Source organism: Microbacterium sp. NPDC089186 (assembly GCF_040685115.1).
Lineage (GTDB): Bacteria > Actinomycetota > Actinomycetes > Actinomycetales > Microbacteriaceae > Microbacterium > Microbacterium galbum.
On record NZ_JBFBHJ010000001.1, the window covers coordinates 1,324,919 to 1,347,104 of the forward strand.

Sequence of the window (22,186 nt, forward strand, 5' to 3'; positions counted from 1 at the left end):
TCCCTTCGACAGGCTCAGGGACCTGGGTGCGGTTCGGGGACCTGGGTGCGGCTCGGGGACCTGGGTGCGGCTCGGGGACCTGGGTGCGACGCAGGGACCTGGGTGCGGGAGTGGCCTGGCGCTCAGGCCTCCAGCACCGCCCAGCCCCGCGGGCCCAGCTCGACCCGGTCGCCGACGAGCGTCCCGTCGCCGGTGACGACCGTGCGGGCGTCGGCGGACGGAAGCGACACCGGTTCGTCGCCGATGTTCAGCGTCACCACGACCGCGTCGTCGGCGGTCGCCGTCCGCAGCACGATGCTGGTGTTGGCGAGCTCGACCACGTCGGTGTGCGCACGCCAGAGCCACGGCTTGCGGCGCCGCAGGGCGATGAGCGCCCGGTGCGCCTCGAGGACCCGCGCGTCGCCGTCCACCGCGTCGGGTGAGGCGGGGAACTCCGGCCGCACCGCGTCGTCGCCGCCGAGGCGCTCCTCCTTCACCGCGGTCCAGCCGAATTCGTCGCCCGCGTAGACCGATGGGGTCCCGGCGACGGTGAACAGCACCGCGAGGGCGTGCGGCACGAGGTCGGCGCCCACCGCCGAGGCGATGCGCGTGACGTCGTGGTTTCCCACGAACGTCTGAGGGACGAACACGCGCAGCAGCTCGTCGTGCCGTTCGATCGCGTGACCGAGCTCGAAGAGGTTCCCGTCGGCGATGCCGTGCCAGATGCCCTGCCACAGCTCGTACTGCGTCAGGGAGTCCATGCTCGATTCCTGCACGATCCGCGCCGCGTCGCCGTGGATCACCTCACCGAGGAACCACGCGTCGGGGAAGCGCTCCCGCACGCGCGGCAGCACCTCGGCCCAGAAGGTCGAGGGCACCGCGTACGCCGCGTCCAATCGCCATCCGTCGACGCCCCGTTCGAGCCAGTGGCACATCACCTCGACCACCAGGTCGGCCACGGCGGGGGAGGAATGATCGAGGGCGACGAGCGCGTCGTGCCCCTCGAAGACGTCCGCCTCGAACCGGCCGTCGATCCACCGCCCGCGGAACAACTGCGGTGCGTCCTCCGTCTGCTCGCGGAAAGCAGGGTGCCCGCGCCCCACGTGGTTGAAGACGCCGTCGAGCAGGATCCGGATGCCCCGCTCCCGCGCCGCACCCACGAGACGGTCGACATCGGCCTCGTCTCCGAGCCGCGGGTCGATGCGGAAGTGATCGACGGTGTCGTAGCCGTGGGTCTCGGACGCGAAGACCGGCCCCAGCAGCAGACCGTTCAGCCCGAGCTCGATGACATGGTCGAGCCACGGTTCGAGACGGTCCAGGCGATGCACGGGCTCGGCATCCGGGTCCACGCCGTCGCGGATCGGCGCACCGACGAACCCCAGCGGGTAGAGGTGCCACCAGAGGACGTGTTCGGGCCATTCGGGCATGCGACCGACGCTACCGAGGTCGCGCGGATCGCGAGGCGGGGTTGCGGCGGTCGCCGAGGGGCGCGTTCAGGCCCCCGCGCGAGCGTCGGGCGCGGCGAAGGCGAGGAGGTCGAGCGCATGGGACCGCGCGGCGTCGACGGCCGCGGCGACCGCGCCGATCGAGACGATGTCCGCGCCGAGGGGGGATGCCACGATCTCGGGCGCCGGAAGGTCCAGAGCGCGGGGGAGAGCGGCTCGTGCCGCGGCGATGATCGGCTCGGCGCCCGCGGCGATCGCGCCCGAGACCACGACCCTTCGTACGTCGAAGAGGCTGCCCAGGGTCGCGGCGACGATCGAGAGCGCACCGCCGACCTCCTGCGCGACGGCGAGCGCCCCGGCATCGCCCGCGCCGGCAAGGTCGAGGACGGTCTTGGCGTCGAGCGCGGCGGGGTCGATCGTCGCCAGAGCCGATCCGGCGGGAAGGCGCCCGGTGGCACGGGCGTCGCGGGCCGCGTCGACGCACCGCGGCGCGAGGCCCTCGGCGCCGCCCACGCCGGTGACCCGATCGAACGCGACGGTCTCGCCGGCGCCGCCGTGAGCACCGCGCAGCAGACGCCCGTCGACCCAGATCCCCGCACCGAAACGTTCGCCGGCGAGGAGGGCGATGAAGTCGTCGACGCCGACCGCGGCGCCGTGCGCACGCTCGGCGACGGCCGCGAGGGAGGCATCGTTCTCGACGCGCACCACCGGAGCCCACTCGGCGAACGTGTCGACGAAGCCCGGGTTCATGCGCTCCCAGAATCGGTCGTGATGAACGGGGGAGCGACCCGATCGATCGACGGGCGCGGGGACGCCGACGCAGAGGGCGGCGATGTCGGACCGGTCGCGGTGCGCCCGGGTGAGGGTCGCGTCCACCGTCGCCTCGGCGGCTCGTCGACGGCGTTCCGGAGAATCCCGCTCGGGGTCGACCGCGAGGCGCGAGGTCGCGAGCGCCCGTCCGCGCAGATCGGCGACGGTGGCGGTGACGTGCCCGCGGCCGGCGTCGACGCCGACCACCACGGCCGAGTCGGGACGGAACGCGAAGCGGCGCGCCGGGCGCCCCTTCGAGTACTCCCCGACGGTGCGGGCGTTCGGCATTTCGGCGAGCAGGCCCCGCTCGACGAGCTCGTCGAGCACGTCGATGGTCGTCGACCGCGTCAGGCCGACCGCCGCCATGACGTCGCTGGCGGTGAAGGCCTCGGCGTCCCAGGCGTGGGCGAGCACGGCGTCGAGGCTGCGTCTGCGCAACGAGGCCGCCGCCGATGTGGCATCCGACATCAGATCTTGACCCCTTTCGCGTCCGATGCAATACTGCCCTCATCAAGTTGATTTGGCGAGTAAATTTACTCGGCGACACAACAAATTCGCAGTGCAGCGAGGAGGATGCAGGTGTCGACGAAGACGAGAGCGGGGCGGCGGTGGCTCGCCGCGGCCGCGGTGGGGGTGCTCGGGGCGAGTCTGCTCGCCGGCTGCACGGCCGACGGGCGCGAGACCATCCGCTTCACCTTCAGCAAGCGCGAGGCGCTGTCGTTCATGAACGACGTCGTCGCGCAGTACAACGCCTCGCAAGACGAGGTCCGCGTCGAGATGGACAGCTCGGGCGTCGACGTGGTCTCGGCGAGCTTCGTCCGCGGCAACCCGCCCGACATCATGCTCGCCAACTACAACTACGAGGTCGCCCGCTTCGTGCAGCGCTGCGCGCTCAGCGACCTCTCCGGCACGACCGCCGCGGGCGCGGTCCGCGAGGATCTGCAGCCGCTCATGGACCAGTACGGCTCGTGCGAGGGGCGCACCAGTGCGCTGCCCTACTCGGTCATGGCCGCCTCGGTCATCTACAACAGGCAGATCTTCGAGCAGCTGGGCCTCGAGGTTCCCACCACGTGGGACGAGCTCATCCAGGTGTCCGACACTCTGAAGCAGAACGGCGTGACCCCCTTCTACGGCACCTTCAAAGACGACTGGACCGTGGCGCAGGGCTGGTACGACTACTCCGTCGGTGGCTCGCTCGACGTGATCGACTTCTTCGACGGCCTCGCCGCCGAGGGCGATCAGGTCGGGGCCGATTCGACGGTCTCGTTCGCGAAGGACTTCACCGAGCCGATGGACCGCATGCTCCAGCTCGCGCAGGCCTACACGAACGAGGATGCCGAGAGCCGCGCTTACGGTGACGGCAACCTCGCGTTCGCGCAGGGCCAGGCGGCGATGTACCTGCAGGGTCCCTGGGCGCTCGGCGAGATCGCGAAGACCGCGCCGGACCTCTCCGTGGGCACCTTCCCGCTGCCGATGACCGACGATCCCGCCGACCTCAAGGTGCGGGTGAACATGGACCTGGCCGCGATCATCCCCGAGGCCTCCCGCCACCAGGATGCCGCCCGCGACTTCCTCGAGTACCTCTACCAGCCCGAGATCATCGAGGCCTACAACGAGTCGCAGCTCGGGTTCGCGCCGACCACGGACGCGCCCTCCCCCAGCGACCCGCGGGTCGCCGGCATGGTCCCGTACTACGAGCAGGGTCGCATCTACCAGGGCGCCTCGGTGCTCGTGCCCAAGACGATCCCCACCTTCAACTACGCGCAGGCGATGATCTTCGGCGCCTCGCCCGAGGCCACCCTGCGCACGATGGACGAGGACTGGTCGCGGCTCGCATTCCGCCAGCCGCCCGCCTCGACGACGGATGCCGCTGGCGAGGAGGCCGCGCGATGACCACCACCACCACGATCGTCACGGGTGGGAAGGCGACGGCTCGCCGTAGCTCGCGCCGTATCGAGCCCATCTACTACCTGTTCCTGCTGCCGACCCTCGTGCTGTTCACGCTCGCGATCACGATCCCGGGTCTGATCGGCATCTTCTTCAGCTTCACCGACTCGATCGGTCTCGGGGAGTGGAACTTCACGGGGCTGACGAACTACGTCGCGATCTTCAGCGACCCCGCGATCCTGCAGGCCTACCTGTTCACCTTCGGGTTCTCGATCGCCACCGTCATCGTCGTCAACGTCGCGGCCTTCCTGCTCGCGGTGGGCCTGACCGCGCGGATCCGCTTCACGAAGGCGTTGCGGACGGTCTTCGTCATCCCGATGGTGATCTCGGGCATCATCATCGCCTACGTCTTCAACTTCCTCTTCAGCAACTCCGTGCCGTCGGCGGGCGAGGCCCTCGGCATCCCGTGGCTGCAGACGAGCCTGCTCGCCAACCCCGATCTGGCGTGGGTCGCGATCGTCATCGTCACGGCGTGGCAGGCGATCCCCGGGACGTTGCTCATCTACATCGCGGGACTGCTCTCGGTCCCGGGCGACGTGTACGAGGCGGCCGGACTCGACGGGGCCAGCAAGACGCAGCAGCTGCTGCGCATCACGCTCCCGCTCGTGGCCGGCTACGTCGTCATCAACGTGATCCTCGGCTTCAAGGGGTTCTTGAACGCATACGACATCATCGTCGGTCTCACCGGCGGCGGCCCGGGGACGGCGACGCGCAGCGTCGCGATGTCGATCATCCTGGGCTTCAACGGCGGCGACTACGCCTATCAGATGGCCAACGCCGCGCTCTTCTTCGTCGTCGCCGTCGTCATCTCGCTCCTGCAGCTCTCGCTGACGCGGGGAAGGAACACCCTGTCATGACCGCTCTCAACCAGCCCGCCCTCGCCTTCGAGCAGGCCGAGCTCGCCGTCCCCGAGCGCCAGGGCCCCGCGGGCTCCGGCCCCCGGCGCTCCCGCTTCCGCCGCGTCGGCGCCGAGCGCATCAGCTGGTCGACGACGACCATCCTCGTGCTGTGCTCGTTGACGGTGCTGCTGCCGCTGTACGTCACCGTCTCGATGGCGCTCAAGAACGGCACGCAGGTGGTCGACGGCAACGCGTTCTCGATCCCCTCGCCGATCAGCTTCGACGGCTTCGTCCAGGCGTGGACGCTCACGAAGTTCCCGGTGGGCCTCGCGATCTCGCTGCTGGTCACCGCGGGCACGGTCGTGGCGACCATCATCCTCGCCGCGTTCGCGTCGTACGCCATCGCGCGCAACTGGGACCGGAAGCTCTTCCGCTACTCGTTCTTCTACCTGCTCGCGGCGATGTTCATCCCGTTCCCGGTCATCGCGCTCCCGCAGATCCAGCTGACCGGGCGTCTCGGCCTCGACAACCCGCTCGGCGTGATCATCCTCGCCACGATGTTCCAGCTGAGCTTCAGCGTGCTGTTGTTCACCGCCTTCCTGCGCTCCATCCCGCTCGAACTTGAGGAGAGCGCGCGCATCGACGGCGCCACCACCTGGCAGACGTTCTGGCGTCTCATCTTCCCGCTGCTCGCACCGATGAGCGCCACGGTCGGCATCTTCGCGTTCCTCTACGCGTGGAACGACTTCATGATGCCGTCGCTCATCATCAGCGACCCGGCCCTTCAGACGCTGCCGGTGCGCCAGAACCTGTTCCAGACGCAGTTCAGCAACAACTACAACGTCGCCTTCGCCTCCTACCTCATGGCCATGGCCCCCGCGATCGTCGCCTACCTCTTCACCCAGCGATGGGTGATGGCCGGCGTCACGCAGGGCGCCGTCAAGGGCTGAGCAGACCATCCCCTCCCCGAAAGGACCCTTCGTGACAACCGCCGCACCTTCCGTGCACGCCCGCGCGCTCTCCGACACCCCCGACTGGTGGCGTCAGGCCGTGGTGTACCAGGTCTACCCCCGCAGCTTCGCCGACACGAACGGCGACGGCCTGGGAGACATCCCCGGCGTCACCTCTCGCGTTGCGTACCTGGCCGAACTGGGGGTGGATGCCATCTGGCTCAGCCCCTTCTACCCGTCCGACCTCGCCGACGGCGGTTACGACGTCGCCGATTACCGTGACGTCGACCCGCGGCTGGGAACCCTGGCCGACATGGACGAGCTGATCGCGCAGCTGCACGCCCACGGCATCCGCGTCGTCGTCGACATCGTCCCCAATCACACCTCCGACAAGCACGCCTGGTTCCAGGAGGCGGTGGCCGCCGGTCGCGGCTCGGCCGCGCGGGAGCGCTACATCTTCCGCGAGGGCAGCGGCCCCGACGGCTCCGAGCCGCCGACCGACTGGGTCTCGGTGTTCGGCGGCCTCGGGTGGGAGCGCGTCGCCGACGGCCAGTGGTACTTCCACAACTTCGACGTCTCACAGCCCGATCTGAACTGGTCGAACCCCGAGGTGCGCGCCGACTTCGTGAAGACCCTGCGCTTCTGGAGCGATCGCGGCGTCGACGGCTTCCGCATCGACGTGGCCCATATGCTCACGAAGGACCTCACGGAGCCGCTGCCCTCGCGGGCGGAACTCGAGGCGATGCCGATCGACGGTACGCACCCGCTGCTCGACCGCGACGACGTGCACGAGGTCTATGCCGAGTGGCGTGCCGTGTTCAACTCGTACGACCCGCCGCGTACCGCGGTGGCCGAGGCCTGGGTCCACCCCTCGCGGGTCCCGCTCTACGCCAGCGCCGAGAGCCTCGGACAGGCGTTCAACTTCGACCTGCTGGAGGCCGACTTCGACGCCGGGCAGTTCCGTCGGATCGTGGCCGACAACCTCGCCCTCGCCGCTCGATCGGGGTCCTCGACCACGTGGGTGCTGTCCAACCACGACGTCGTGCGCCACGCCACGCGGTACGGACTGCCCGACGCCGAGCGCGGCACCGACGGACGCCCGACGCTCAAGCACGGCAACGAGTGGCTGCTGTCGGGCGGGCAGTCGCCGACCCTCGACGCCGAGCGCGGCGAGCGTCGCGCACGAGCGGCGGCGCTGTTCGTGCTGGGCCTGCCGGGGTCCGCGTACCTGTACCAGGGCGAGGAGCTCGGGCTGCACGAGGTGGCCGACATCCCGGATGCCGAGCGCCAGGACCCGACGTTCTTCCGCAGCCCCGGGGTCGACATGGGCCGTGACGGATGCCGCGTGCCGCTGCCCTGGACCTCGTCGGGGTCGGCGTTCGGATTCGGCCGGGGCGGCGCGCACCTGCCGCAGCCGGAGTGGTTCGAGACCTACGCCGCCGATGTGCAGGACGGCGATCCCGCATCGACGCTGTCGCTGTACCGCCGGGCCCTCGCCCTGCGGCACGGATTGCAGACCGACGAGCGGCTGGAGTGGATGGACACCGACCGCGCCGACGTGGTCTCGTTCTCCCGCCCCGGCGGGTGGACCGTCGTGACGAACTTCGGCACCGAGCCCGCCGCGCTTCCCGCGGGTGAGGTACTGCTGTCGAGCGGCCCGCTCGCGGGAGACGTCCTGCCGGGTGAGGCGACGGTCTGGATGCGACGCGCCTGACCCCCGCACGGAAGCCCCGGCGCCCTCGTGCGCCGGGGCTTCCGTGCGGGGAGGCCTCGACCCCGTCGAGCGTCCAGAACACGCCGGGCTCGCCGGCCGCGCGCGGCATGTCCTGGACACTCGACGGGAGGAGTCCTTCCCGCGTGCGCTCAGGGACGGCGGATCGAGTCGCGGATCACCACCGGCATCTCGACGAGGTGCTGCCCCTCGGGTGGGCCGTCCGGTGTGAGCAGGAGCTCGACGGCGCGGCGGCCCATGTCCTCGTGCGGAAGACCGATCGTCGTCAGCCCCGGACGCAGGTAGGCGGCGAGCTCGTCGTTGTCGAACGACACCAGCGACACGTCGTCGGGCACCCGCAGCCCGGCATCCCCCAGGGCCTGGAGGGCGCCGAAGGCCAGCCGGTCGTTGAGGCAGACGATGGCCCGCGGGCGCATCCCCTGGGCGAGCAGCCGCGCGGTGAACTCGTAGCCGGGGGCGGGCTCCCACAGCCAGATCGACTCCTCGTGCAGGAATCTCGCCCCCGCGTCGGCCATGGCCGCGGAGATCCCGCGCACGCGCGCCGCCACCGTGGCCGAGCGGAACAGATCGCGTTCCGCCTCCGCGTCGTATCCGAGGAGCAGGATGCCGTCGCGGATCCCCGCATCGAGGAGGAGCTCGACCGCCCGTCGACCTCCCGTCTCCTCGTCGGGCAGCACGCTGCAGCGGTGCAGCTCGTTGGTGGCGTTCAGCATGACCGTGCGCAGTCCCGTCGGCAGGCGGGGGACGAACGTCTCCCGCGCGCGCATCGACGCGAAGATGATGCCGTCGACCTGACGGTCGAGCAGGGCCGAGACCGCCTCGGCCTCGCGTTCGGGCTCACCTCCGGTCTCCGCGACGAGCACGACCTGGCCGGCGGCCTCCGCCGCGCCGAGCGCGCCCTTGATGAGCCCGCTCGCGAAGCGGGTGGTCGCGACGAGGTCCGACACGAAACCGACGGTGTGCGACGTGTCGGTGCGCAGCGCCCGCGCCGACATGTTGGGGCGGTAGCCGAGCTCCGCGGCAGCGGCGTGCACGCGCTCGTGGGCGTCCTTCGAGAGGCGGGTGTCGGGACGACCGTTCAAGATCATGGAGGCCGCCGCGGGGGACAGGCCGGCTCGCCGGGCGACGTCGGCCAGTGTGACCCTCTTGCCCATCGGTGCTCCCGTTCTGCGGCATCGGCGCCGCGGTCACGATCTTCGCAGTGATCTTGACAGCGCTCCGTGCGTCTGCGTAAATGATGCTGCTAAATCCTTTCAGCACAGGTTAGCGCACCAGCAGTCCGCCGCCGGAACAGCCCGAGCGCCGGCACGCAGCACAGACGAAGGAGTCGACATGAACACCCGCATCCCGCGCCGGCGCCGAGGGGCATCCCTCGCCCTGCTCGCCATCGCCGGCCTCACCGGCGCCGCCCTGACCGGGTGCGCGCCCGGGAGCGCGGCCCCGGCCGCGCAGAACGACGTCGAGGTGAGCACCGAGCTCACCAGCGACCCCGTCCAGCTCACGATCGCCGACGAGACGGGCTTCCCGGTCACCGACAAGCTGACCGAGGAGTTCACCAAGCAGCACCCGAACGTCACCTTCACGATCAACCGCGACACGTTCCAGAACCTCACCGCGAACGCCCCCAAGCTTCTCGCCAGCTCCACCCCGCCCGACCTCATCCGCCTCCCCACCCTCGGCGACACGGTGCGCGACGGGCTCGTGGCCAACCTCGACCCCTACTTCGACGCCTACGGGTGGGACGCCTGGCCGGCGTCGCAGCTCGCGCCGCTGCGCATGAACGACGAGGGCGTCCGCGGATCCGGGTCGCTCTACCAGCTGGGCCTGGGCTACAGCATCACCGGCATCTACATGAACACCACGCTCGCCGGCCAGCTCGGCATCGACGCCCCGCCGCAGACCCTGTCCGAGCTCGAGGACGACATGGCGAAGGCGAAGGCCGCCGGCATCCTGCCGATCATGGCCGGCGACAAGGACGGCGTCGTCAACTTCGTGGTCCAGGCCGCGATGAACCAGTACGTCGACAAGGACCAGTTCCTGTCGTGGATGTTCAACGAGCCGGGTGCGCGCTACGACGAGTCCGGCAACGTCCAGGGTGCCGAGCTCGTGCGTGAATGGGCGGATGCCGGGTACTTCCCGTCCGACATCAACGCGATCGACTACTTCACCTTCACCAGCCGCTTCTCGGCGGGCGAGGGTCTGTTCACCTTCAACGGCAACTGGGAGGCGGCGAACTACCAGAAGGCGCTCGGCTCCAACGTCGAGTTCTTCCTCGTGCCGCCGGCCGAGGCCGGAGCCGATCACGTGGCCATGGGAGCGGCGAACTCGTTCTCGGTCGCAGCCAAGTCGCCGCACATCAACGAAGTCGCGTACTTCCTGAACTGGGTGCACACCGATCCGACCGCGCGCCAGATCATCGTCGACGTCACCGGTGCGTCGCCCGGCGGCGACCCCGCCCAGGAGCTGCCGAGCGTCGAGTCCGGCTCGCTGATCGAGAACGCGCTGAAGATGTCCGCGCAGATCGGCGCTGAGAACGGCCAGGTCGACTTCATGGCCAACACCACCGCGGGCATCTACGCGGGCTCGATCATCCCCGAGTCGCAGCTGCTGGTGACCAGCCAGATCACCGGCCAGGAGTTCGTCGACCGCGTGCAGAAGTTCTACGAGAGCGAGGTCGGGAAGTAATGACCGACCGTGCGGTCGCCGTCGCGGCGGCCCCTCGACACAGCGACGCCTCCTCGGCGACGGCGACCGCACCCGTTCGCCGGGCCGCTGCACGCGCAGTGGCCCGGCGGGCGACCCTCGTCGGCTGGGTGCTCCTCGTGCCCGCCCTCGCGTTCTACGTCGGATTCGTTATCTGGCCCCTGCTCCAGGGGGTGCAGTACTCGTTCTACGACTGGAACGGCATCGGTCTCGCCCGCTGGGTCGGCTTCGAGAACTACCTCACGGTGTTCACCGACCCCGACCTGCTCGGCGCGATCCGCAACGCGTTCATCCTGATCGCGTTCTTCACGTTCATCCCGGTGGGGCTCGGGCTCGTCCTCGCGACCCTCATCCGCGGCATCCGGTACAAGGCCTTCGCCGCCACGGCGCAGACGGTGCTGTTCCTGCCGCAGATCATCCCGCTCGCCGCCGCCGGTATCGCCTGGTCGTGGATGTACGCCCAGACCGGTGCGGTGAACCAGATCCTCGGCTGGGTCGGGCTCGGCTGGATCACCCGCCCGTGGCTCGCCGATTACGGCACGGCGCTGCCGGCCGTGGGCCTGATCGGATCGTGGGTGCTCACCGGTCTGTGCACCGTGCTGCTGCTCACCGGTCTCGGCAAGATCGACGTCTCGCTGTACGAGGCGATCCGCCTCGACGGTGCCGGGTGGTGGCGCGAGTTCTTCACCATCACCCTCCCCGGCCTGCGTCAGGAGATCGCGGTGCTCGTCACCGTCACCGTCATCGCCGCCCTGTCGAGCTTCGACATCATCTACACCTCGACCCAGGGCGGTCCCGGCCGCGCGACCCTCGTGCCCGGCCTGTCGATCTTCCGCATCGGCTTCACCCAGAGCGATGTGGGCCTGGCCTCGGCCTTCGGCATCGTGCTCATGGTGCTGGTGCTGATCGTGGTGCTCCCCATCCAACGCCTCTCGAGAGCGAGCGACTCGTGATCGCCAGCCGTACCGAGCGCGTGCTCGGCATCCTCCTGCTCAGCGTCGCCGCGATCGTGACGCTCCTGCCGCTGATCAGCATGTTCTCCGCGGCACTCCAGCCCGCCGACCAGAATCCGACCGGTCTCACCTGGCCGACCGATCCGCAGTGGGGCAACTTCGCCACCGCCTTCGAGACCGGCCACGTGTGGCAGCTCATGGGGTCGAGCCTGATGATCGTCCTCGGCGTCGTCCCCCTGAGCCTCGTCGCCGCCACCCTGGCGGGCTTCGCGCTGGGCTCGCTCCAGGTGCGCTTCGGCCGCGGCATCCTGGTGTTCTTCGTCCTGGGCCTGACCATCCCGTTCGAGGCGCTCATCATCCCGCTCTACTACCAGGCGCAGTCGATGGGCACCGTGAACACCCCCTGGGCGGTGATCTTCCCGCTGATCGGGCTCTACATGCCGTTCGGCGTCTTCTGGATGCGCGCGCACTTCATCAACGTGCCCCGCGAGCTGTCCGAGGCGGCCCGTGTCGACGGTGCCTCGATCTGGCGGGAGTTCCGCAGCATCCAGCTCCCGCTCGCCGCTCCCGCGCTCTCGGCCCTGGCGATCCTGCTGTTCATCTGGACGTGGAACCAGTTCCTGCTCCCGGTCGTCCTCATCGCCGACCCCCTGCAGCGCACGGTCGCGGGCGCCCTGACCTTCTTCCAGGGCCAGTACTCGCTCAGCATCCCGCTGCTCAACGCGGGAGCGCTGATCATCATCACGCCCGCCGTCCTGCTGTTCCTCGTGTTCCAGCGCCAGTTCATCCGCGCCCTCGTGCAGGGCGCGGTCAAGGGCTGATCACGCCCTTCTTCCCCGAAACGGACCTCATGACGTTCACGCTGCCCGACCACTGGGTCTGGGATTTCTGGCTCGCCCGCGACGGCGACACCCACCACATGATGTTCCTCCAGGCGCCGACGAGCCTGGGCGACCCCGACCTGCGTCACCGCAACGCCAGCGTCGGCTACGCCACGAGCGACGACCTGCGCTCGTGGACTGTCCACGGAACGGTGCTGGAGCCCTCCGGGGGAGATGCTCCGGATGCCACGGCCACCTGGACCGGCAGCATCGTCGGGGCGGATGCCGACTGGCGCATGTTCTACACCGGCTCGCGGTTCCTGCGCGAGGGCGAGATCACGAACGTCGAGACGGTGCTCGCGGCATCCTCGACCGATCTGGCGACGTGGGTGAAGGATCCCGAGGTGGTCGTGGCCGCCGACGCGCGCTGGTACGAGACGCTCGACGCGGGCACCTGGCACGAGGAGGCCTGGCGCGATCCGTGGGTGTTCGCCGATCCCGACGGCGAGGGATGGCACATGCTCGTCACCGCCCGCGCCCGGGACGGCCGCGGCCGCGACCGCGGGGTCATCGGGCACGCCTGGTCGCGCGACCTGCACCAGTGGGAGGTGCGCCCCCCGCGCAGCACGCCGGGCGCCGGTTTCGCTCACCTCGAGGTGCCGCAGGTGGTGCGGATCGCGGGGCGGTGGGCTCTGGTCTTCTCCTGCGACGCGACTCATCTGGCCGGTGACCGCGTCGGTCAGGCGGGAGGCATCTGGGCCGTGGCCCTCGACGACCCGCGGGGTCCGTACCCCGTCGAGCGTGCGACGCTGGTCGCCGACGAGCGGCTCTACAGCGGTCGCGTCGTCGCCGACGACGCCGACGGCCAGGCCGTGATGCTGGCCTTCGAGAACGTCACGACCGACGGCGCGTTCGTCGGCACCCTGTCCGACCCGCTCCCGCTGCGCTGGGACGGCGACCGTCTCATCGTCGCGGAGGTCGTCCGGTGACCGCGGTGCAGGGCGTCGTGGCCCCGGGATTCGAGCCGGTGGGGGAGGCCTTCGCCGCCGCATTCGCGGGGCTGCCCGAGATGGGCGCGGCCCTCGCGATCCGTGTCGACGGACGCACGGTCGTCGACGTCTGGGGCGGCACAGCCGACAGCCGCGACGGTCGGCCGTGGGAGAGCGACACGCCCTCCGTGGTGTTCTCGTGCACGAAGGGTCTGATGTCGATCCTCGCCGCGCGGCTCGTCGAAGACGGGATGCTCGACCTCGACCGTCCGTTGGCCGAGCTCTGGCCCGAGTTCGCGGTGCACGGCAAAGCCCGGGTGAGCGTGGGCGACGCCCTCGCGCATCGGGCGGGTGTCTCGGCCCCGCGGGTCGACGTCACGCGCGCGCAGCTGCTCGATTTCGACGCGATGACCCGGATCGTCGCCGCGCAGGAACCGCTGTGGGAGCCCGGCGCCGGCTGGGCGTATCACGCTCTCACCCACGGCTGGCTGTCGGGCGAGATCGTGCGCCGGGCCGGCGGCGTCGCCCCCGGCGAGGCGTTCGCGGCGATGGCGGAGGCGGTGGGCGGCGGAGCGTGGCTCGGGATGCCGGCCGAGGTCGCGGCATCCGCTGCTCACCTGCGCGTCGGGCCGACGCTCGACGCCCTCGTCGCGCGGCAGGCGGCCGAGCGGGACCCCGGCGTCGTCGACTGGCTGGACCGGGCGATGACGCTCGGCGGCGCACTGCCGGCCACGCTCGTGACCGACGACGACGGATTCAACGCCGACGACGTGCGGGCCGCCGTGATCCCGGGGGCGGGCGCCGTCGCCACCGCCCGGGCGGTCGCGGCGATGTGGTCGGCCACGGTCGTCGAGACCGACGGCATCCGTCTGCTCCGCGACGACACGCTCGACGAGGTCACGCGAGAGCGCACGGCAGGCGCACCCGTGTTCGCCGCGCCCGCCCCGTGGCCGCGCTGGGCGGCGGGCTTCCAGCTGGACTCCGACGCGCGCCGCTACCTCGGCCCGACGAGCTTCGGCCACGACGGGGCAGGCGGTCAGGTGGCGTTCGCCGATCGCGCAGCCCGCGTCGGCTTCGCCTTCGTCACGAACTGGATGGAGGCCGACGACTCCCGCGCCACGAGGATCGTCGACGCCCTCCGCGCGCTGGTCTGACCCCTCCCTGCGCGAGGTGCCGAGATTCGTCGCTTCCGGGCATTCCGGAGCGACAAATCCCGGCACCTCACGCGCGGGAGCGGACCCAGGCGTTTTCGCGCTGCTCGATCGCGCCGGCCGCGGCGAAAGCCTCGAGCCATCCGCCCATCGGCCATGACCCCCACCGCGCGTGGAAGGTCGCGCCGTTGCGGAGGATGTCGTCGAGATGCTGCCACGGGGGAGACGACACCGGATGCCACTGGTGGAAGGCATCCGCCCCGCCCACCCAGCGCATCTCGACGTCGGCGGCGCGCGCCGTCCACGCGAGATCGGTGTCTTCGGCGCCGTAGCCCTCGTAGCCGGGGTGGAAACCGCCGATCCTGTCCCACGTCGCGGGGGTGACGGCGAACGACAGCGACCAGAACAGGTCGTACTCCTCGCGGGATGCCGTGCGCGTCGCGCCCGGCTCGAGCGCAGGGCGCGCGCGGTGCGGGCGCACGAGGAACGGCAGGTCGGAGGCGGATCCGGGGCGCTGCACGCTCGCGAGGTAGGTGACCGCTCCGGCGAGGATCGCATCCGGGTGCGCGCGGGCCGCGTCGCGGTAGGCGGGCAGCAGGTCCGCGCCCGGGAGGCAGTCGACGTCGAGGAAGACGAGCAGCTCGGCGCCGGCCGAGACGGCCGCGGCGGCGGCCCGATTACGGCCCTCGCCCACGCACATGCCGTGGGGCCCCGGGGGCACGTGCAGCGTGAGGGTGTCGGCATCCGGGGTGCCGTCCGGCGGCGACGCGTCGAGCCACGCCTCCACGCGCACGATGTCGGTCGCCACCTCGGCCAGCACGCGGCGCTGTCGCTCGAGGTGCTCGGCGCGCGCCCTCGACGCGACCGTGATCACCGCGGTCTTCACGGCAGCACCGCCTCGACGGCGGCGGCCATGCGCTCTGCGCCTCCGGCGACCTGCCAGCGCGACCAGTCCGGTTCGCCGTCGGCCGCGGCCTCGACGAGGGCGACGAGTTCGGGCGCCGTGACGGTGGCGTCGGCCCGATGAGCCAGTCCCCAGCGGTCGAGGGCGTCGGCGGTGTGGACCTGTTCGTCGAAGGGGCGCTCCTGCGCGATGACCACGGCGTGCGCACCCGCGGTCGCGAGGTCGGCGACGCTGTTCTGCCCGGCGGCGCTGATCACCACGGTGCTGCGCGAGAGCAGCGGCCACGGATCGTCCACGCGCGAGGTCGCGTCGTGGCCCACGGCCGAGACGTCCCACCCGCGCTCCCGCAGGCGGGCGGTGGCCTCCGCCCGCACGGCGTCGTCGAGCACGCGACCGAGCACGAGAACCGCGCGCTCGGCGCGGGCGCCCTCCGGGGAGCGCCCGTCGTACCGCGAGATCCCGCCCGTCCACACGACTCGGTCACCGTGCGCCGACAGGCCCGCGGTGGGCACGGCGCCGTGCGCCCACGGGGCCACGATGCGGTCGGCCAGGGCGTACGCGAGCGCGTGCGGGGCGTCGGTGCGGGCACCCGGCTGGGTCACCGCGACGGTGCGCAGGCCCAGCAGGCGCGCGAAAGCGACCACTTCGGCGCTCACGTCGACGACGAAGGCCTGCAGATCCCGGGTGACGGATGCCGCGGCGATCGTCGCGAGGCGGGCGCGGTGACCGGGGTGGCCGTGCGGGGCCCAGTGCAGGTGTCCGCGGACGGTCGGCTCGGCGTCGCGCGGGTCGTGGAAAGACCCGTCCGCGCCCTCGAACTCATCGGCGTCGGGGGGCAGCTCCACCCATTCCACCTCGGCGGGCAGCGTCGTGGGCCGCGGCATCGACGAGAACGCCACGACGGGCGAGCGCAGGTGCGGCTGCACCGCCAGGAAGCGCGCGACGTGGCCGTAGCCGTGATGGTGGACGTACCAGCCGATCACCACGCCACCGCCGGCGCGCGCCGCACCGGGACCGGCTGCGCGGTGTGGGCGAGCACGCGCTCCACCTCGCGATAGCGCTGTGCCAGCGAGTGCTGCCGCACCGCCGCGCGGCGGGTCCACACGCGGGTGAGCGGCTCCTGCGCTCCCTCCGCCGCCAGGCGGGAGGCGGCCTTCGCGAGGGCGACGACGTCGCCCGGCATGACCGTCGCCGACCCCGGCATCCCGCTGAGAACCTCCGACACGCCGCCGATGTCGAACGCGGCGACGGGCGTGCCCGTGGCCAGCGCCTCCGCGATGACGAGGCCGAAGGGCTCCTCCCACATGGGTGTCACCAGGGCGACGGCCGACGACCCCACGAGTCGGCACAGGTCGGGCTGACGCAGGGGACCGACGTAGCGGGCGTGGGCGCCCAGGCGCGGGGCGATCTCCTGTTCGAAGTAATCGACGTCGCCGATGCGCCCGGCCAGCACGATGTGCGCTCCCGCCTCCCGTGCCGCCTCGATCGCGAGATGCGGGGCCTTCTCCGGTACCACGCGCCCCGACCAGACCCACGAGGAGCCGCCGGTTCCGCGGGTCCACTGGTCGGTGTCGACGCCGTTCGGGAAGACGAACGCGTCCACGCCCTCGACCGACCACGCGCGCGCCGTCGCCTGGCTCACCGCGACGAAGCGGTGTGGGCTGTCGCGCACGTCCGCGGCCGCCTCGAGCATGGGCTCCAAGGGCGGGGTGTGCAGCGTGGTCACGACCGGGATGCCGGCTTCCCGGCTCCAGCGGATGGGTGCCGGGTGCAGGCTGTGATTGTCGACCACGTCGTAGAGGTGGCGGTCCGCGATGAGGCGCTCCCGCGCCGCGTCGTAGGCGGCCTCGACCGCGTCGACGTACCCCGCGGGGTACTCGGTGTCGGACGACTCCTCGGGGCGGTTCCACTCCGGGGTCGGCAGCCGGAACTCGGGCACGTCGCCGAGGAAGTCCGAACCGTCCGCGGCGCACAGCGTCACCTCGTGGCCCCGTTCGCGCAGCCATCGCACGCGATCCCACACGCACGCTTCGAGGCCGCCGGCGTGCGGCTGGCGCAGGGCGTAGCGCGAGGGTGCCACCACCAGGACCCGCAGGGCCTTCCCGATCCGCATCACGCCGCCTCCTCCGTCGCCATCGCGCGTCGGTACAGCGCGAGATGCGCGGCGCGCACGGCATCCCGTTCGCCGAGGCGCTCGGTGCGCCGACGTCCGATCTCCTCCGCCCGTTTCGGCGAGCCGGGTGTCGACCACGCAGCGTTGGTGGCATCCACGATCGCCCGTGCGAGCGACACGGGCTCTCCGACGTCGAAGCTGTGGAAGTCGACGGGGTGCTGGGCGGCGATGTGCCCGACGCGCGTGCCGATGACGGGCACGGCGAGGTCGTAGCAGAGCTCCGCCCACCCCGACTGGGTGCCGTGCCGGTAGGGCAGCAGGCACGCATCGAGGTCCGCGAGCCAGTGCGAGAGCGCCTCGTCATCGAGGCGGGCACCGCGCTCGACCGTGACGCCCTCGGCATCGCGGGCGAGCAGGTCGATGGATGCCGCCGCCTCGGCGTCGCGGACGTTCTCGTTCATCCGCACGACCGCCTCGACCCGCGCGCCCTGGGCCCGCAGATCGGCCACGGCGCGCACCAGCGTCGCGGCGGTGCCCACCCCGTCGATGTTCGGGCGCAGATCGCGCAGGTGCACGCCGACGCGCGTCGCGGCGTGCGCCGCGCCGAAGGGGCGGTCCGTCTCGGCGAGCAGGGTCGGGTGGACGATCACCGTCGGGCGACGACGGGTGAGCGCGAAGACCTCGTCGGCGGCCGTCCCGGTCAGGGTGATGAGCTCGTCGGCCGCCTCGGCCAGCACGGCGAGCGAGGCGCGGTGGGCCTCCTGCGACAGCAGTTGGGGGTTCTCGAGGTCGTGCACCGTGTAGACCAGGGGCCGCCCCAGGGCCCGCAGCGTGGCGACGGTCTCGGAGAGTTCCTCGGGCGTGTACGACTCGATGCCGAAATGCACGTGCACCAGGTCGAAGTCCGCCGCATTCGCCCGAAGCCACTCCGGCAGGAGGATCTGCGGCGGCCACCACTGTCCGGCCGGGGCGCCCGGGGGAGGCGGATCGGCGAGCAGGAGCACATGCGCGGGATCCGCGACGGCGGTGACGTAGGGGTGCGCCGAGGGGACGGCGGCGACCCGGACCGGGGGGACGGTGCTGGTGACGATCTTCTCTTCCTCCTCGTGCAGGCATGCGTGACGGTGCGTGTACCGCATCGCCAGGCACATCGCAATGCAACGGGGCGGTTGGGACGACGATGACACCGACGGATACGTTCACATCATGGGTGGCGACATGGCGCGGCTGGGAAGCCTTGCGGACCACGGCGAAGCGGTGATAGCGCGCCGGGCCCACTACGCCGGGTTCTACGGAGACGCTCCGCTGCCCTCCGGCTACGGCCTCGTCGTGGGCAACTGTCAGGCCGAGTCCCTACGCCTGGTGATCTCCTCCGACGCCCTCCCGACGGTACGCATGCCCGCGGTCCACGAGCTGTCGGCCGACGACACCGCGAGGGTGCACGACCTCCTCCGCGGCGCGTCGTTCCTCGTCACCCAGCCGATCCGCGACGACTACCGGGGGCTCGCGCTGGGAACGGCGCAGCTCCGGGCGTCCCTCGCGCCGTCAGCCCGTGTCGTCACCGTCCCGGCCGTCCGGTTCGCGGGCCTCCACCCGTTCCAGGCGGTGCTGCGGCTCCCCGACTTCCCCAAAGATCCACCGCTCGTGGCCTACCACGACGTGCGAACCGTCGCCGAGGCGGCGCGCATCGACATCCCCGCCGCCCTCGAACCCCCCGCGGTGCGCGGGATCGCCGAGGGCTCCCGTGCCGAACTGCGTCGCCGCGAGGCGCGGGGGCTCGACGTCGTGGCATCCGATCTGTTCGCCCCCGTCGTCGAGGATCTGGCGCGCACGGTGAATCATCCCGGCAACGCCCTGTTCCTCCCGCTCGGCGAGCGGATCGTCGCCGCCCTCGGCGCGCCTGGAGGGGCCGTCGATCCCGGGCGCCCGATCCTCGCCTCCGTGCGCGCGCCGCTCGAGGACTGGGTGGTCGACACCTGGAACCTGGATGCCGCGCCCCGGCCCGACTGGATCGTCGCCGGAGAGACGCTTCCGGCCGACGTCGTCCGCGAGGCCCACCTCGCCTTCTACCGCGAGCGTCCCGCCCTGCTGGCCGCCGTCGTCGACCGCATGGCACCGTTGCTCGCCACCTGGGCGGCCGCCGCATGAGCCTGCAGACCCCGGATGCCGCGCCCCCGGTGCTCCTGGTCCACCCCGGGCCGCACGGGGTCGCGGTGTACGCCCGGGAGATCGCCGCCGAGGTGGTCCGCCTGACGCCCGGGGCCCGCATCGCCACGCCCGACGCGCTCGCCGTGCTCGCTCCGGGTTCGCCCGTGCACGCCCACGTCACCGACCGTCTCTGGGGTGCCTCGCCCGAAGAGGCGACGCGCACCGTCGTGGCGCTGGCCGCTCGGCATCCGCTCACCGTCACGTTGCACGACGTGCCGCAGGAGTCCGACGGCGAACGCAATCGTCCCCGTCGCCGCGCTTTCTACCGCGCGGTCACCGAGGCGGCACGCGCCGTCGCGGTCAACAGCGCACACGAACGCGAGCTCCTCCGCGAAGAGGACGTGTGGCACGGCGACATCGCCGTCGTTCCCCTCCCGGTCGACGAGCGTCCCGCGTCCGTCGCCTCCTCCGACGACGGCGTCGGCGTGCTCGGCTACTTCTACCCCGGCAAGGGCCACGACGAAGCGCTCGCGGCCGCCGTCGCGGCGGGCGTCCCCCGGCTCACCGTGCTCGGTCGCGCCTCGGAGGGGCACGCGGCCGACCTCGACGCGTTCGTCCGCCGCGCGGATGCCGTCGGCGTCTCCGTCGAGGTGACCGGATGGCTCGACGACGCCGACATGGCCGCGCGCGTTTCCCGCGTCGCGGTGCCGGTGATCGCCCACCGCCACGTGTCGGCGTCGGGCTCGCTGGCCTCGTGGATCGGATGGGGTCGTCGTCCCCTCGCCGTGCGCAACCGCTACGTCGACGAGATGGCGCAGCTGCGCCCCGGCACCCTCGCCGTCGTCGAGTCCGAGGCGCTCGCCGGGGCCATCGCCGCGGCCCGCGCCGACGCCTCGTCGACCTGGCACGGCGTCGCCCCGTTGCCCTTCGGCCGCGCCGACGCCGCCCGCGCCTACCTGCGGTGGTGGGGAGGGCTTGCGCCGTGACCGCCGACATCCCCGAGGGATGGAACGACCGGATGCCATGGGTCCCGGGCAACCGATGGGACCTGGTGTCCCACCGCGAGCCGGAGCCCCCGCGGGTCACCGTGGTCGTCACCCACTACGCGCAGCCCCGGGAGCTCGCGCGCACGCTCACCGCGCTCGCCCGTCAGGACCATCCGGCCGATCGCCTCGAGATCGTCGTCGCCGACGACGGGTCCCCTGAACCGCCCGTCGTCCCCGACGGCGTCCGGCTCGTCCGTCAGGACGACCGCGGCTTCCGCGCGGCGGCGGCGCGGAATCTGGGGGCCTCGGTCGCCACCGGCGACGTGCTCTGCTTCCTCGACGCCGACACGACGCCCGAGCCCGCGTACGTGCGCACACTCACCCGCTTGCCGGCTCTGCTGCCCGAGGCGGTGACGGTCGGACGCCGCCGTCACGCCGATCTCTCCGGCGTGGCGGTCGATGCGCCGATCGCCGAGGTCGCGCCCGCCGTCGAACTGGACGAGCCCGCCTGGCTGCGCGAGGCCTACGCGGACAGCGGTGATCTGCTCCGTGCCGACGACCGTTCGTACCGATACGTGATCAGCGCGGTGCTCGCCTGCTCCCGTGCGCTCTTCGACGACGTCGGAGGGTTCGACGAAGCCTTCTCCGCCTACGGGGGAGAGGACTGGGAGTGGGCGCATCGCGCCTGGCAGGCCGGCGCGGTACTCGCCCATGTCCCGAGCGCCGTCGCCTGGCACGACGGACCCGACTGGGCCGGACGCGACGACCGAGACCGCGCGGAGGAGGGCAACCGACAGAGCCTTCAGCTCGCCCAGCTGATCCCCATCGACGGATCTGCCGGCCGTGGTCTTCTTCCCCGCACACCCGACCTCGAGGTGCGTGTCCGCGGCGACCTGACCGCGGCGGCCGCTTTCGTCTGCGCCGACTCGATCCTGTCCGCCTTCCCGCGGGCGACGGTGACGATGGATGCCGTCCCCCCGGGGAGCGCGCTCTCGAACGACCCGCGCGTGCGGGCCGACCGTACTCCGCTCGACGCCCGCGTCGTCCTCGAGCTCGATGTCCCCCTCGTCATCGTGGACGACGCCGAACTCGTCATCGCCTTGGCGTCACTGAGCGGGAGCGACGTCGGCACCGTCATCCTGAGGACGACGGACGGTGCGACGGTGGGCCGTGCGCGCAGCAGACGCGCTCGTCGCCGTGTCGCGCGGTGGGCCCACGACGAAGGGCTCGCCCGACGGACCGTCACGGTGGACGGGGTGCACGTCCTCCGTCCGCAGCCCCACGTGGAGGCGTGGGTCGGGGGATGGGGGAGCGTCGGACGGTTCGTGTGAGGCCCGCCGCACGGCGACTCTCGAGGCCGGGATGCGGTCGCGACACGCCCGGGGTGTGTGCTCGATTCGACGGGGTGGTCGTTCGTGCGTAACTTATTACTTGTTCGCCCCACAGGGGAGAGCGGAGCGGCCGGAAGGCCCCGCAGCCCCTCAAGTAGCGAACCACCCCCAACATCTGTTCTTGAGAGTTTCGGTTCTCTGGTTTACAGTTGGGGTTCTGCCGTTCGGCACATTTTCTGGGATCTGCTTCGTTTGAGGTGGTCTTGTTGTGTGTGGATGGTGTGAAGGTAGTGAACTGCCTCACGGTTAGGTCTAGGTGACTGTTTCTGTGGGTGCGTCCGTTCCTTGAGAACTCAACAGCGTGCACTTGTCAAATGCCAATTTA

Annotated in this window: 19 protein-coding genes; 12 read left to right on the forward strand and 7 right to left on the reverse strand. The window is 71.5% G+C overall.

The window, feature by feature from the left end; all coding sequences use genetic code 11:
• Positions 1-122: 122 nt before the first annotated feature.
• Both AB0N82_RS06160 and AB0N82_RS06165 read right to left on the reverse strand, forming a co-directional pair.
• Entirely contained in the window at positions 123-1,406 is a 1,284-nt protein-coding gene (locus tag AB0N82_RS06160; protein WP_363389351.1) for an alpha-amylase family glycosyl hydrolase, read from the reverse strand.
• Between the two features lie 66 nt (positions 1,407-1,472).
• The gene (locus tag AB0N82_RS06165) at positions 1,473-2,702 is read right to left on the reverse strand and encodes an ROK family protein (RefSeq protein ID WP_363389354.1); all 1,230 of its coding nucleotides are present in this window, start codon (positions 2,700-2,702) and stop codon (positions 1,473-1,475) included.
• Between the two features lie 105 nt (positions 2,703-2,807).
• Here AB0N82_RS06165 and AB0N82_RS06170 point away from each other — a divergent pair, with 105 nt between their 5' ends.
• From AB0N82_RS06170 to AB0N82_RS06185, 4 genes are read left to right on the forward strand one after another with little or no spacing between them, the layout of a single operon-like run.
• On the forward strand, positions 2,808-4,127 hold the full coding sequence (locus AB0N82_RS06170; protein ID WP_315994552.1) for an extracellular solute-binding protein: 1,320 nt from the start codon (positions 2,808-2,810) through the stop codon (positions 4,125-4,127).
• The gene (locus tag AB0N82_RS06175) at positions 4,124-5,038 is read left to right on the forward strand and encodes a sugar ABC transporter permease (protein WP_315994553.1); all 915 of its coding nucleotides are present in this window, start codon (positions 4,124-4,126) and stop codon (positions 5,036-5,038) included. Before AB0N82_RS06170 ends, AB0N82_RS06175 begins: the two co-directional genes overlap by 4 nt.
• Positions 5,035-5,970 carry a carbohydrate ABC transporter permease gene (locus AB0N82_RS06180; RefSeq protein ID WP_315994554.1) on the forward strand — a complete coding sequence of 312 codons (936 nt, stop codon included), beginning with the start codon at positions 5,035-5,037 and terminating at the stop codon, positions 5,968-5,970. Before AB0N82_RS06175 ends, AB0N82_RS06180 begins: the two co-directional genes overlap by 4 nt.
• Before the next feature lie 31 nt (positions 5,971-6,001).
• A complete protein-coding gene (locus AB0N82_RS06185) occupies positions 6,002-7,684 on the forward strand; it encodes a glycoside hydrolase family 13 protein (protein ID WP_363389359.1) in 1,683 nt (560 codons plus the stop codon).
• A gap of 149 nt (positions 7,685-7,833) precedes the next feature.
• Here AB0N82_RS06185 and AB0N82_RS06190 read toward each other — a convergent pair whose 3' ends face one another.
• Positions 7,834-8,856 carry a LacI family DNA-binding transcriptional regulator gene (locus tag AB0N82_RS06190; protein ID WP_315994556.1) on the reverse strand — a complete coding sequence of 341 codons (1,023 nt, stop codon included), beginning with the start codon at positions 8,854-8,856 and terminating at the stop codon, positions 7,834-7,836.
• A gap of 178 nt (positions 8,857-9,034) precedes the next feature.
• Between AB0N82_RS06190 and AB0N82_RS06195 the strand changes: the two genes are divergently transcribed.
• From AB0N82_RS06195 to AB0N82_RS06215, 5 genes are read left to right on the forward strand one after another with little or no spacing between them, the layout of a single operon-like run.
• Positions 9,035-10,387 carry an extracellular solute-binding protein gene (locus AB0N82_RS06195; protein WP_363389363.1) on the forward strand — a complete coding sequence of 451 codons (1,353 nt, stop codon included), beginning with the start codon at positions 9,035-9,037 and terminating at the stop codon, positions 10,385-10,387.
• Entirely contained in the window at positions 10,387-11,358 is a 972-nt protein-coding gene (locus AB0N82_RS06200) for a sugar ABC transporter permease (protein WP_363389366.1), read from the forward strand. Before AB0N82_RS06195 ends, AB0N82_RS06200 begins: the two co-directional genes overlap by 1 nt.
• The gene (locus AB0N82_RS06205; RefSeq protein WP_363389369.1) at positions 11,355-12,179 is read left to right on the forward strand and encodes a carbohydrate ABC transporter permease; all 825 of its coding nucleotides are present in this window, start codon (positions 11,355-11,357) and stop codon (positions 12,177-12,179) included. The genes AB0N82_RS06200 and AB0N82_RS06205 overlap by 4 nt, the downstream gene beginning before the upstream one ends.
• 29 nt (positions 12,180-12,208) lie before the next feature.
• The gene (locus AB0N82_RS06210; protein WP_363389372.1) at positions 12,209-13,168 is read left to right on the forward strand and encodes a glycosyl hydrolase family 32; all 960 of its coding nucleotides are present in this window, start codon (positions 12,209-12,211) and stop codon (positions 13,166-13,168) included.
• Positions 13,165-14,322: a serine hydrolase domain-containing protein gene (locus AB0N82_RS06215; RefSeq protein ID WP_363389375.1), complete on the forward strand. Its 1,158-nt coding sequence runs from the start codon at positions 13,165-13,167 to the stop codon at positions 14,320-14,322. Before AB0N82_RS06210 ends, AB0N82_RS06215 begins: the two co-directional genes overlap by 4 nt.
• Positions 14,323-14,389: 67 nt before the next feature.
• Here AB0N82_RS06215 and AB0N82_RS06220 read toward each other — a convergent pair whose 3' ends face one another.
• Genes AB0N82_RS06220 through AB0N82_RS06235 form a run of 4 tightly spaced genes read right to left on the reverse strand, consistent with a single transcriptional unit; the run spans position 14,390 to position 18,475 of the window.
• Positions 14,390-15,205 carry a galactosyltransferase-related protein gene (locus AB0N82_RS06220; RefSeq protein WP_363389378.1) on the reverse strand — a complete coding sequence of 272 codons (816 nt, stop codon included), beginning with the start codon at positions 15,203-15,205 and terminating at the stop codon, positions 14,390-14,392.
• The gene (locus tag AB0N82_RS06225) at positions 15,202-16,206 is read right to left on the reverse strand and encodes a hypothetical protein (protein ID WP_363389381.1); all 1,005 of its coding nucleotides are present in this window, start codon (positions 16,204-16,206) and stop codon (positions 15,202-15,204) included. The genes AB0N82_RS06220 and AB0N82_RS06225 overlap by 4 nt, the downstream gene beginning before the upstream one ends.
• On the reverse strand, positions 16,203-17,336 hold the full coding sequence (locus AB0N82_RS06230; RefSeq protein ID WP_363389437.1) for a glycosyltransferase: 1,134 nt from the start codon (positions 17,334-17,336) through the stop codon (positions 16,203-16,205). Before AB0N82_RS06230 ends, AB0N82_RS06225 begins: the two co-directional genes overlap by 4 nt.
• Entirely contained in the window at positions 17,336-18,475 is a 1,140-nt protein-coding gene (locus tag AB0N82_RS06235) for a glycosyltransferase (protein WP_363389385.1), read from the reverse strand. Before AB0N82_RS06235 ends, AB0N82_RS06230 begins: the two co-directional genes overlap by 1 nt.
• A gap of 79 nt (positions 18,476-18,554) precedes the next feature.
• Between AB0N82_RS06235 and AB0N82_RS06240 the strand changes: the two genes are divergently transcribed.
• Genes AB0N82_RS06240 through AB0N82_RS06250 form a run of 3 tightly spaced genes read left to right on the forward strand, consistent with a single transcriptional unit; the run spans position 18,555 to position 21,801 of the window.
• Positions 18,555-19,484 carry a WcbI family polysaccharide biosynthesis putative acetyltransferase gene (locus tag AB0N82_RS06240; RefSeq protein ID WP_363389389.1) on the forward strand — a complete coding sequence of 310 codons (930 nt, stop codon included), beginning with the start codon at positions 18,555-18,557 and terminating at the stop codon, positions 19,482-19,484.
• On the forward strand, positions 19,481-20,470 hold the full coding sequence (locus AB0N82_RS06245) for a hypothetical protein (RefSeq protein WP_363389392.1): 990 nt from the start codon (positions 19,481-19,483) through the stop codon (positions 20,468-20,470). Before AB0N82_RS06240 ends, AB0N82_RS06245 begins: the two co-directional genes overlap by 4 nt.
• Positions 20,467-21,801, forward strand: a complete 1,335-nt coding sequence (locus tag AB0N82_RS06250; RefSeq protein WP_363389396.1) for a glycosyltransferase — start codon at positions 20,467-20,469, stop codon at positions 21,799-21,801. Before AB0N82_RS06245 ends, AB0N82_RS06250 begins: the two co-directional genes overlap by 4 nt.
• Positions 21,802-22,186: the final 385 nt, after the last annotated feature.